The sequence below is a fragment of the Kitasatospora sp. Root107 genome, from assembly GCF_001424875.1.
Taxonomy (GTDB): Bacteria; Actinomycetota; Actinomycetes; order Streptomycetales; family Streptomycetaceae; genus Kitasatospora.
This window is the reverse complement of record NZ_LMCT01000072.1, coordinates 321,716-332,724: the sequence shown is the minus strand read 5'-3', so window position 1 is coordinate 332,724 and position 11,009 is coordinate 321,716. Positions and strand designations below refer to the sequence as shown.

Annotated in this window: 9 protein-coding genes; all 9 read right to left on the bottom strand. The window is 72.2% G+C overall.

The window, feature by feature from the left end; translation table 11 throughout:
• A partial coding sequence (locus ASC99_RS34955; protein ID WP_235583196.1) for an SDR family oxidoreductase occupies positions 1-1,282 on the bottom strand: 1,282 nt, incomplete at its 3' end.
• Positions 1,279-2,112: a M24 family metallopeptidase gene (locus ASC99_RS34950; RefSeq protein ID WP_057239734.1), complete on the bottom strand. Its 834-nt coding sequence runs from the start codon at positions 2,110-2,112 to the stop codon at positions 1,279-1,281. The genes ASC99_RS34950 and ASC99_RS34955, both read right to left, overlap by 4 nt.
• A gap of 3 nt (positions 2,113-2,115) precedes the next feature.
• Entirely contained in the window at positions 2,116-3,189 is a 1,074-nt protein-coding gene (locus tag ASC99_RS34945; RefSeq protein ID WP_057239732.1) for a PDR/VanB family oxidoreductase, read from the bottom strand.
• Positions 3,190-3,358: 169 nt separating this feature from the next.
• A complete protein-coding gene (locus ASC99_RS34940) occupies positions 3,359-4,255 on the bottom strand; it encodes a metal-dependent hydrolase (RefSeq protein WP_057239730.1) in 897 nt (298 codons plus the stop codon).
• Positions 4,256-4,386: 131 nt separating this feature from the next.
• On the bottom strand, positions 4,387-5,151 hold the full coding sequence (locus tag ASC99_RS34935) for an IclR family transcriptional regulator (protein WP_057239728.1): 765 nt from the start codon (positions 5,149-5,151) through the stop codon (positions 4,387-4,389).
• 191 nt (positions 5,152-5,342) lie between these two features.
• A complete protein-coding gene (locus tag ASC99_RS34930) occupies positions 5,343-6,803 on the bottom strand; it encodes a catalase (RefSeq protein ID WP_057239726.1) in 1,461 nt (486 codons plus the stop codon).
• Between the two features lie 30 nt (positions 6,804-6,833).
• The gene (gene alc / locus ASC99_RS34925; protein ID WP_057239725.1) at positions 6,834-8,099 is read right to left on the bottom strand and encodes an allantoicase; all 1,266 of its coding nucleotides are present in this window, start codon (positions 8,097-8,099) and stop codon (positions 6,834-6,836) included.
• A gap of 11 nt (positions 8,100-8,110) precedes the next feature.
• Positions 8,111-9,475, bottom strand: coding sequence for an allantoinase AllB (gene allB / locus ASC99_RS34920; RefSeq protein ID WP_057239723.1), 1,365 nt, complete (start codon positions 9,473-9,475; stop codon positions 8,111-8,113).
• A 124-nt stretch (positions 9,476-9,599) separates the two neighbouring features.
• Positions 9,600-10,742 (bottom strand): glycerate kinase, encoded by a 1,143-nt coding sequence (locus ASC99_RS34915; protein WP_057239721.1) that lies wholly within the window; start codon positions 10,740-10,742, stop codon positions 9,600-9,602.
• Positions 10,743-11,009: the final 267 nt, after the last annotated feature.

Genomic DNA, 11,009 nt, shown 5'->3' with positions numbered 1-11,009 from the left:
CGGCCATCAACGTGCCGAAGGCGCGGCAGCCGTGGATGACGCCCCAGAGGTTGACGTCCAGGACCCGCTGCCACTCCTTCTCGGTGGTCTGCAGGAAGGTGCCGGAGTGGCCGATGCCGGCGTTGTTGACCAGTACGTCGGGGACGCCGTGCTCAGCGGCGATCTGCTGGGCGAAGGCGTCGAAAGCGGCGCCGTCGCTGACGTCCAGCTGGTGCGCGTACCCGGTACCGCCGCTCAGGGTGCACAACTCGGCGGTGCGGACGGCCGATTCGAGGTCCAGGTCGCAGACCACCACCCGCGCTCCCTCGGCCGCGAAGGCCAGCGCGGTGGCCCGGCCGATGCCGCTGCCCGCGCCGGTGATCACCACCAGTTCACCGGTCGCCTCGGGCTCGGAGCCGGCCGAGACGGCGGCGGTGAAGCTGCGGACGTGCGAGGCGACCACCGGGCCGTGCTCCAGCAGCGCCGACCAGTGGGTGCCGTTGACGGTCCGTCGGGTCAGCCGGGGCACCCAGTGCTCCAGGCCCTCGGAGAGGAACTCCTGCACGTAGTGGTCCCGGCTCAGCGTGAGCAGCTGGACGGGGACCTCGGTGTACCGCTCGCGCGGGCTGCGGATGGTCGGCCGCATGTTGGCCCGGTACAGCTCGATCCCGCGTACGGCGTCCTGCTTCAGGGTGGCCTGCGGGTGCCCGGGGCGCGGGTTGACCGCCTCCAGGTCACGCAGCACCCGGGGCCAGGACTTGGCCAGCCAGAGCTTCCAGGTGGCGGGGGCGAGCAGCGGCAGGTGGAAGGCGGTGATGTACCAGGAGTGCGCACCCTGCACCAGCAACTGCCGCAGGTGACGGGGCGTCGGACGGCGGAACCGCTTGCGCATCCAGAAGCCCAGGTGGTCCAGGCAGGGCCCCGACATCGTGGTGTACGAGGCGATGCGCTGCTCGGCGCCCGGCTCGGTGACGGCCTCCCAGGACTGCACCGAGCCCCAGTCGTGCGCGACCACGTGCACGGGCGCGTCGGGGCTGACCGCGTCGGCGACCGCGAACAGGTCGGCGCCGAGCAGCTCCAGCCGGTACTCCCGGCGCGCGGAGGGGACGCCGGACTCCCCCGCGCCGCGTACGTCGTAGCGGACCACGTGGTGGTCGACCGCCAGGTCCTCGGCGATGTCGTCCCAGACCACGTGGGTGTCGGGATACCCGTGCACCAGGATCACGGTCGGGTGGGCGGGGTCGCCCTGCTCGAAGACGGCGAGCGGCAGGCCGCCGGAGTCGACGGTGCGGCGGCTGATCATCGGGCAGCTCCCTCGGTGGTGGTCCAGCGGCGGACGTGCGGCAGGTCGTCGTCGAGCCAGTAGGCGTCGTCGTCCGTCACGACCAGCAGTTCCTCGAACTTGATGCCGACCTCGCGGAAGCCGATGTGCGGCTCGACCGCCCAGATCCCCGGCGTCGGCGCGTGCCGGGAGGAGCGGCCGTCGGCCCAGAGCGGTGACCGGCCGTGCAGCCGCTCGCTGATCAGCTCCCGGCCGAGCGTCTGGAGTGTACGCACCCCGAAGCCGAACAGGTTCACCCCGGCCGGGCCGCGCGCGGTCATCCGGGTCACCTGGTGGCCGATCACCCGGCCCGGGTAGACCTTGTGCCGGTTGTCGTAGCCGTGCGCGGCGATCTGGGCGTCCACGGCGGCGTAGATCTCGTTCAGCGGCTTCCGGGCCTGCACCTCGCGCAGGATCAGCTCCCGGTAGACCTTGAGGTCCCCGGCCAGCTTGTCCCAGAGCGGGTTCTCGCCGACCTTGCCGCCGTAGCCGATGTCGGCGGTGTAGCCGTCCACCACGGGGGCGCAGTCCAGCACGTACGGCATGCCCTCCTCGAGCTTCCGGCTGCCCGCGAAGAACTGCAGCGGGGTGTGGAAGTGCCGGAACGCCGTCCGGTCGCCGAACCAGGCGAACGGCACGTGGAAGAAGTCCTGCACACCGGCCGCGACCAGGCACTGGCGCAGCTTGCCGGTGGCCTGCCGCTCCGTCACCCCGGGCTCGATCCAGGCCGCGACCTGCTCGGCGCAGTGGTACGCGAGCTGCTGGGTCTCCCGGAACCGGGTGAGGTCGTGCTCCGTGAAGGGGAACGTCATCGGTCAGACCTCCAGTACCAGGGTCTCGCCCTCGGCAGCCCGGGAGACACAGGGCAGGAACGCCCCGGCGGCCCGGTCCTCCTCGGTGAGACGGCGATCGCGGTGAACGGGTGTGCCGCTGATCAGTCCTACCTTGCAGGTGCCGCAGAAGCCCTGGTGGCAGGAGTACGGCAGCCCGGGGCGGACCTCGCGCAGCACGTCCAGCGCGGAGCGGTCGGCGGGGACGGTCAACTGTGCGCCGTCCTCGCCGAGTTGGACCGTGAACGGTTGGCCGTTCAGGATCGGGGCGGCACCGAAGCGCTCGAAGTGCAGAGCGCGGGTGACGGCCGGGTCGTACGCCTGCTGGACGGCGGCCAGCATCGGGGCCGGGCCGCAGCAGTACACCGCCGCACCGCGCGGGGCGCGGGCCAACAGCTCGGCGGCCGGGGTGAGTTCGGTCAGGAACTCGACTCTGGACGGGTCCAGCGCGCGCAGCTCCTCGGTGAACGGCATCGACTCGGCGCTGCGGCCGACGTGCACCAACCGCCAGTCCAGACCGAGGTGTTGGGCCTGCCGGGCCATCGGCAGCAGCGGGGTGATGCCGATCCCGCCCGCCAGCAGCAGCACGGCCGGCTCGGCACAGAACGCGAAGCCGTTCCGGGGCCGACGGGCGGTGAGCCGCACCCCCGGGTGCAGGCGGTCGTGGATCTCGGCCGAACCGCCACCGCCCTCGGGCAGATGGCGGACCGCGATCCGGTAGTTGCTCCGGTCGGCCGGGTCGCCGCACAGCGAGTAGTGCCGCACCAGGCCGGAGGGCAGCGTCAGCTCGATCCGCGCGCCGGGCTGCCAGGCCGGCAGCGGGCTCCCGCCCGGGTCGGCGAGCCGCAGCTCGACCACGTCCTCGGCGACCGACCGGTGCACGGTGACCACCAGTTGCAGCGGCGGCGTCGGCCTCGGGCCGGGCCGGCGCGGGCTCCGGCGCAGCCCCGGCCGCCCCATCATCGGGTCGTACCACTCGGCGAACGCGGTCATCCGCCGCAGGAAGCCGTCCGGCTGGGGGCGGCCGTACAGATCCGGCGGCAACGCTTCGAGGTCCATCGGGGCAGCTCCAAGGCACAAGGTTCGGAAGGTAGGGGCCCGGGGAACGGCGGCGCCGACCTCAGGAGCGTTCAACGTGCGTGAATGGTCAGGCACTTTCGCAGTGACCCGCACGCCAGATCTCCTCGCAGTTCCCCGAGCCCCTGGTTTCACACGGTTGAGCAGCTGCCTAGCCTGCGGCAGCAGCCCGCGCGGCCGGGGAGCCGGCCAGGTAGCTGAGGGCCTGGCTGGAGGAGCCCTCCTGGGTGGGGTGGTAGCCCGGGCGGAAGTAGCGGAGCGCCGAGCGGGCCATCCGCGAGGGCTCGGGGAGCAGGCCCCGGCGGGCGATCCGCTGGGCCTCGCGCCAGGTGGGCCGGACCGAGCCGTTCAGGCTGGGGTCGGCGGCGAGCAGGAAGCGGACGCCGCGGATCCAGAGGTGGATCAGGGTGGGACCGGAGACCAGCATGCCGCGCAGCCGCCGCAGGTAGCCCGGGTCCAGATGGACCATCAGGTCGAAGGCGACGCTGCGGTGCTCGACCTCCTCGGCGCCGTGCCAGCGCAGCAGGTCGAGCATGGTGGGGTCGGCCTTGGCCCGGTCCAGGCCGGGTGAGTTGAGCGCCCAGTTGCCCAGGAAGGCAGTGAAGTGCTCGATCGCGGCCACGAAGGCGACCCGCTCGATCAGGTTCTCCCGCTGCTGAGCGGGCGTCAGGCCGGGCCGCTTGCCGAGCACCCGGCGGAACAGCCAGGTGACCTGCCGGACGTACGGCCGGGGGTCGAGGCCCTGGCCGAGCAGGTGGTCCAGCACCTCCTGGTGCGCCTCGGCGTGGATCGCCTCCTGGCCGATGAAGCCGAGCACCTCCTCGCGGAGCTGGTCGTCGGTGATCAGCGGGAGCGCGTCCTTGAAGACCTCGACGAACCAGCGCTCACCCTCGGGCAGCAGCAGGTGCAGGACGTTGACGGTGTGGGTGGCCATCGGCTCGTCCGGGATCCAGTGCAGCGGCAGCTGCGACCAGTCGAACCGGACGTCACGGGGCTCCAGCACCAGGCTGTCGTGGACGGCGGGGGGCACAACGGGGCGGGGCGGCATGGCGGACCTCCTGGCCGAGGGGTGGGCGGCTCGACTCCAGGCAACCTACTCGCGGGTACGACCGCCCACAAGGGGTTCGGCCGTTCTTATCGACAGCCAGTCTAATAACCCCGCCGCCCGCAACCGCCGCCTCAGACCGCCATCGCCAGCATCAGCGGCGCCGCCCGCTCGGCCAGCAGCTCCGCCGCCGCCCGCAGCCGGTGCACCTGACCGACCGGCAGCGAGGTGGCCAGGCAGCCCACCGTGCTGCCGGCCGTGACCGGCACGGCCGCGCAGACCGTACCGAGCGCGTACTCCTGGATGTCGAGCACCGGCACCGTGGCGGGCTGGCACTCCAGCCGGTGCATCAGCTGCTGCTGGTCGGTGATGGTGCGGGCGGTCAGCCGGGCCACCGGGTGCCGGGAGAGGTGGTCCCGCCGGCCGTCGTGGTCGAGCTGGCTGAGCAGGCACTTGCCGATCGCGCTGGCGTGCGCGGTGGCCCGGAAGTCGACCCACTCGCGGACCGCCGGGGCGTGCTCGGCCGCCGAGACCACCTCGACCGTCAACTCCCCGTCGTGGTACCGGCTGAAGTACACCGCCGCGCCCAGCTCGTCCCGCAGCTCGGCCAGCCGGTGCTCCATCCTGACCCGGACCAGCTGCTCCCGGTTCTGCTGGCCGAGCACCGCGACCGCCCCGCCGAGCACCCAGAGCCCGTCCTCCAGCGCGAGGTACCCCTCCAGCTCCAGCGCCTCGGCCAGTTCCCTGACCACCACCCCGGGCAGCCCCAACTCCCGCGCCAGCACCGCCTCGGGCACCCCGCCCGGGTGGCGGTCCACCGTCTCCAGCACCCGCAGGGCGCGCCGCATCACCCCGAACGGCCCGGCCGAGACCGAAGCCCCCTGTCCCCGTACCGACATGGCGTCCCCTTCCCCGTCCCTGCCAATCAGTCCAGCGTAACCACCCGGGCGCCCGCGCACCGGCCCGAGTCGACACCTGCTCAGTTGGCATATGCCAGGGAACGCCGAAACGGGCCCCTCCCCCACTGCCCTGGGGGGAGAGGCCCGTCGGTCGGTGACCGGGTGTGCGCCCGGTCACCGATGAGGGTTGGTCAGTTGTCGTTACCGGCGCGGAGCTTGGCGACAGCGGCCGCCAGGCGGGCGCCGTACTCCTCGTCGGCCGCGTGGAAGTGGGCGAGGTTCTTCTCGACGATGTCGTCCCGGCTGACCTGGGCCAGGAAGCCCGCGATGTTGTCGATCAGGCGGGACTTCTCGCCGTCCGACATCAGGCGGTAGAGCTCACCGGCCTGGAAGAAGTCGTCGTCCTTGGTGTGCGCCGGGGTGGTGTACGTCCCGGTGTGGCCGTCCAGCCGGACCGGGGCGGCCAGCGGGGCGTCGGTCTGCGCCGGGCCGTCGTACGAGTTGGGCTCGTAGTTCTTGCCACGGCCGGCGGCGTTGACCGCCGACAGACCGTCCCGGCCGTAGTTGGCGGCCTCGGTCGCCTTCGGGGCGTTCACCGCGAGCAGGGTGTGGTTGACCCCGAGGCGGTAGCGCTGGGCGTCGGCGTACGCGAACAGGCGTCCCTGGAGCATCTTGTCCGGGGAGGGGCCGATGCCGGGGACGAAGTTGTTCGGTGAGAAGGCCGACTGCTCCACGTCCGCGAAGACGTTCTCCGGGTTCTTGTTCAGCACCAGGCGGCCGACCTTGACCAGCGGGTAGTCCGCGTGCGGCCAGACCTTGGTCAGGTCGAACGGGTTGAAGCGGTAGTCCGCCGCCTCGGCGACCGGCATCAGCTGCACGTACAGGGTCCAGGACGGGAAGACGCCCCGCTCGATCGCCTGGTGCAGGTCACGCTGGTGGCTGTCGGCGTCGGCGCCGAGCACCTCGGCCGACTGGCCGCCGTCCAGCGAGCGGATGCCCTGGTTGGTCTTGAAGTGGTACTTGACCCAGAACGCCTCGCCCTGGGAGTTGACCCACTGGTAGGTGTGCGAGCCGTAGCCGTTCATGTGGCGGTACGAGGCCGGTATGCCGCGGTCGCCGAACAGCCAGGTGATCTGGTGGGTGGAGGCCGGCGAGTGGGCCCAGAAGTCCCAGACGTTGTCGGCTTCCTGCACGCCCGTGAAGGGGTCGCGCTTCTGCGAGTGGATGAAGTCGGGGAACTTGATCGGGTCCTTGATGAAGAACACCGGGGTGTTGTTGCCGACCAGGTCGTAGTTGCCCTGCGCGGTGTAGAACTTCAGCGCGAAGCCGCGCGGGTCGCGGACCGCGTCGCTGGAGCCGAGGTTGCCCGCCACCGTGGAGAACCGCAGGAAGACCTCGGTGCGCTTGCCGACCTCCGCGAGGAAGTCCGCGTGGGTGTACTGCGAGACCTCGTCGGTGACCTCGAAGTAGCCGTAGGCGCCGGAGCCACGGGCGTGCACGACGCGCTCCGGAATGCGCTCGCGGTTGAAGCGGGCCAGCTTCTCCAGCAGCTGCTGGTCCTGGATCAGCAGCGGGCCGTACTCGCCGGCCGAGGCGGAGTTCTGGTTGTCGGCGATCGGGGCGCCGGACTCGGTGGTCAGGGTCTTCGACATGACGGTCCTTCAGTAGGTGCAGGAGGAGGGTCAGACGCCGAGCAGGCGCCAGATGGCCGAACGGCGGCGGGAGGACTGCTCGCCGTCGGGGCCGTCGGTCGGCTGCAGGGCAGCGACGGCGGCGGTGGTCGCGGCGGCGTCCGCGAGCGGACGGGCGGCGGTCAGCTCGGTGGCCTCCGCCGCGGTGAGTCCGGCCTCGGTCAGCGCGGCGGCCGCCTCGGTGGCCGGGACGGTGTTGAACCAGCGCAGCGCGAGGGCGGCGCGGCCGGCCTCGGTCAGCCTGCCGGTCAGCCGGAGGCGGGCCAGGCCGCCGTCCGGGTAGACGTTGATCCGCACGTGGGTGACGGTCCGTCCGGCGGTCAGCCGGAGGCGGTGCCGGGTGTCCGGCTGGAGCCGGGTCCGGGGCAGCAGCTCGAACCAGCCGTCGGCATCCGACGACGGGTCACCGCCGTTGGAGGCGTCGTAGCCCACCAGGTCGGCCCAGCCAGGGGCGTTGGCGACGAAGTAGGACGTGTCCACCTCGGCGGCCAGGACCTCGCCGCCCCCGGCCAGGGCGATCTGTACCCAGTCGTTGGCTTTGTCGCGCCGACGCCGGGTCTCCCAGCCGTCGCCCATGACGGAGGCGCGGCCCGGAGCGTTCAGGTTGTGCGGGGAGGAGAAGTAACGGTCCGAGGCGGCCTCGGCCACGCCACCGAACTCCTGGGCGGCCAGGTCGAAGGTGAGGCCGTCCAGCTCACGCGGGTCGGTCACCACCTCGCCGTGCACCCGCAGCCGGGCGACACCGCCGTCCGGCCAGATGTTCAGCCGGACGTGGGTGTACCGGGTCGGGTCGGTGACCTCGAACTCGTGGGCGGTGTTGCCCTTGAGCGTGGTACGCGGCACCAGGTCGACCCACTCCGCGGCGGCCAGCTCCTCCGGCGACGGGTGCCCGGGGATCGAGGCACCCTGCACCGAACCGGTCTCCGGGTAGTTGCCGGTGAAGAACGCGGTGTCCACGATCACGCCGTGGATCACGCCGGCCACGCCGAGCCGGACGATCGCCCAGTCGTGGTCATCGTCGGTGGGGTGCGGCTGCTCGGCCGAGACGCCACGGCGGCGCTTGGACTCCCAGCCGTCCATGATCTGGCCCTTGTGGCCGAAGGTGTGCGGGCGGAACTCGGCGGGCTTGGCGACCAGCAGGTTCTCCGCGTCGGCGAAGGTGTCCTCGTTGGTGGCCACCACACCGGCGCCCAGCAGGCGGGAGGCCAGGTTGACCAGCTCGGTGAACGGAGCGCTCGGGGACTGACTGGTACTCACTTGAGTCTCCTTTAGTTTCGAGTGATCTGACGGCCGAACGGTGCGGCGTCGACGTCCACGACCTGCCCACGGAGCCAGGTGGTGCGGACGGAGCCGCTGAGGGTCTTCCCCGCGTACGGCGTGACGGGGTTGCGGTGGTGCAGGTTCTCGGCGTGCACGGCGAACTCGGCGTCCGGGTCGAAGGCCACCAGGTCCGCGTCGTACCCGACCGCGATGGCGCCCTTGGTGCCGGTCAGACCGACCAGCGAGGCCGGGCCGCTGCTCATCCAGCGCACCACGTCGGAGAGCGAGTGGCCGCGTCGGCGGGCCTCGGTCCAGATGGCCGGCAGGCCGAGCTGGAGCGAGGCGATACCGCCCCAGGCGGCCGCGAAGTCACCGCTGCCGCCGTACTTCTGCAGCAGCTTCAGATCCGGGGTGGAGGGCGAGTGGTCGGAGACCACCGCGATGAACTCGCCGTCGGCGAGCGCCGCCCAGAGCTGGTCACGGTTGGACTCGTCCCGGATCGGCGGGCAGCACTTGAACGCGGTGTCGCCGTCCGGCACCTCCTCCGCCGCCAGCGTGAGGTAGTGCGGGCAGGTCTCGGCGGTCACCCGGACACCGTCCGCGCGGGCCTGCCGGAGCAGCGGCAGCACGGCGGCCGAGGAGACGTGCAGGATGTGCACCCGGGCGCCGGTCCGGCGGGCGGTGTCGAGCAGTCGGGCCACCGCCGCCGCCTCGGCGTCGTCGGGGCGGGAGGCCAGGAAGTCGCGGTAGTGCACGCCCGGCTGCTGCGGGGCGGCCTCCAGCACGGCCGGGTCCTCGGCGTGGATGATGGCCAGCGCGCCGATCCTGGCCTGCTCGGCCAGCGCCAGCTCCAGGTCGGCCTGCTCGACGTGCGGGAACTCGTCCACCCCGGAGGGGGCGAGGAAGCTCTTGAAGCCGAACACGCCCTCGCGGTGCAGGGGTTCGAGGTCCTCGACGTTGCCGGGGATCGCGCCGCCCCAGAAACCGAGGTCGACCCAGGCCTGACCCTCGGCGATCTTCCGCTTGGCCGCCAGGCCGTCCACCGTGGTGGTGGGCGGGATGGAGTTCAGCGGCATGTCGATGATCGTGGTGACCCCGCCGGCGGCGGCCGCCCGGGTGGCGGTGGCGAAGCCCTCCCACTCGGTCCGGCCGGGCTCGTTCACGTGCACGTGGCTGTCGACCAGGCCGGGCAGCAGCGCGGTGTCACCGAGGTCGGTCAGCTGCCGGTCTCCCACCAGCAGCGAGCCGTACTCGGCGATCTGCTCGATCCTGCCGTCCCGGATCAGCACGTCAGCGGGACGCTCGCCGTCAGGCAGGACCACCCGGCGGGAACGAATCACCGCCGTGATCGCGGGCGTCTCACTGAGGGGCATCTGGGACCTCCGAACCGATAGTACGAGTGGGGGTATACCGAAGGCGCGCCCGGCAGTTGGGGCCCGTGAACCGGGAGCCTAGGCCCGCCTTCAACAAAACGTCAATGTAGGAAAGTACGATGAGTCAGGACTGCAGCAGATCGCCCGCGAGGCGCTCTCCGGCCACCTCGGCCAGCTCGCCCGCCTTGGTCATGCTGTCGCCCGGCCGCTCGGCCAGGTCGGTCAGCGCGTACGCCGCCACGAAGCCCGCCGCCCGCCACTGGTCCTCCGAGAGTTCCAGCCGTCCGGCGACGGCGGCCACCCGAACCCCCGCCCGAGTGGCCGCCGCAGCGACGCCGGCGGGGGCCTTGCCGTGGAGCGTCTGCGCGTCCAGGCAACCCTCGCCGGTAACGACGAGGCGTGCCCCACGCACGGCCTCGTCGAAGCCCAGCAGCTCGAGCAGGAGCTCGATGCCGGGCCGCATGGTGGCGCCGAGCAGCGCGAGGGCGGCGAAGCCCACCCCGCCTGCGGCCCCGGCGCCGGGGGCGTTCCGGAAGTCCCGGCCCGTGGTGTCGCGGACCACGTCCGCCCAACGGGTCAGGCCCTCTTCGAGAATCAGCAGGTCGTCGCCGTCCGCACCCTTCTGCGGGCCGTAGACGGCCGTCGCACCACGGGTGCCGAGCAGCGGGTTGTCCACGTCGCAGGCGACCACGATCTCGACGCCGGTGAGAGTGTCGGCAAGCGACCCCGGGTCGATCCTGGCCAGCTTGCGCAGCGCGGCGCCGCCGGGCGCCAGCTCGGTGCCGTCGGCGTCGTACAGGCCGACGCCGAGCGCCTGGACCATCCCCGCACCGCCGTCGGTGCAGGCGCTGCCGCCGAGACCGAGCACGATCCGCTTCGCGCCGAGGCTGACGGCGCGTCCGATCAGCTGACCGACGCCGTAGGAGCCGGCCGCGAGCGGGGCCGTCCGGCCGCCGGGGAGCCGGGCCAGTCCGGAGGACTGCGCCAGCTCGACCACGGCGGTGTCGTCCCGCAGCGCAATCGCGGCGTCCACCGGCAGGCCGGTCGGACCGGCCACCTTCACGGCGACCCGCTTGAAGCCTGCGGCCACCGCGGCGGCCAGCGTGCCCTCGCCGCCGTCGGCGACCGGGAGCTCACGGATCTCCACGCCGGGGGCGACCCGGCGGATGCCGGCCGCGATCCGGGCGGCGACCTCGGCGCCCTCCAACGTGCCCTTGAACTTGTCGGGGGCGACGACGACATGACCCTGAGTGGGGGTGACGGGCATGCGTGGGCCTCTTTCCGTATCGCTGGCGTTCAAAATCGCTCGCGTCCAAATGCAATGTGCCCAGAAGTTTGGGGGTGCGCCCCCTCCCCGCCGTTCCTCTCGTCCCGCTTCCGACGTACGAGAGGCTCCCCTCGGCGAAGGAGGGGGCCGGGTGACACACGCGAGCACGACCGAAGTGCACCCGGGAGGGTAGTGCGTGTGTCACCGGTTTTGGGACGGTCGGCAGGGGAGCGGTATGAGCCCCAGCCCGCCTGCCGACCGAACCTG

Coding starts and splice junctions, on each gene's coding strand:
- ASC99_RS34950 (WP_057239734.1), bottom strand. CDS start 2,112: ATGACGTTCCCCTTCACGGAGCACGACCTCACCCGGTTCCGGGAGACC.
- ASC99_RS34945 (WP_057239732.1), bottom strand. CDS start 3,189: ATGGACCTCGAAGCGTTGCCGCCGGATCTGTACGGCCGCCCCCAGCCG.
- ASC99_RS34940 (WP_057239730.1), bottom strand. CDS start 4,255: ATGCCGCCCCGCCCCGTTGTGCCCCCCGCCGTCCACGACAGCCTGGTG.
- ASC99_RS34935 (WP_057239728.1), bottom strand. CDS start 5,151: ATGTCGGTACGGGGACAGGGGGCTTCGGTCTCGGCCGGGCCGTTCGGG.
- ASC99_RS34930 (WP_057239726.1), bottom strand. CDS start 6,803: ATGTCGAAGACCCTGACCACCGAGTCCGGCGCCCCGATCGCCGACAAC.
- allB (WP_057239723.1), bottom strand. CDS start 9,475: ATGCCCCTCAGTGAGACGCCCGCGATCACGGCGGTGATTCGTTCCCGC.
- ASC99_RS34915 (WP_057239721.1), bottom strand. CDS start 10,742: ATGCCCGTCACCCCCACTCAGGGTCATGTCGTCGTCGCCCCCGACAAG.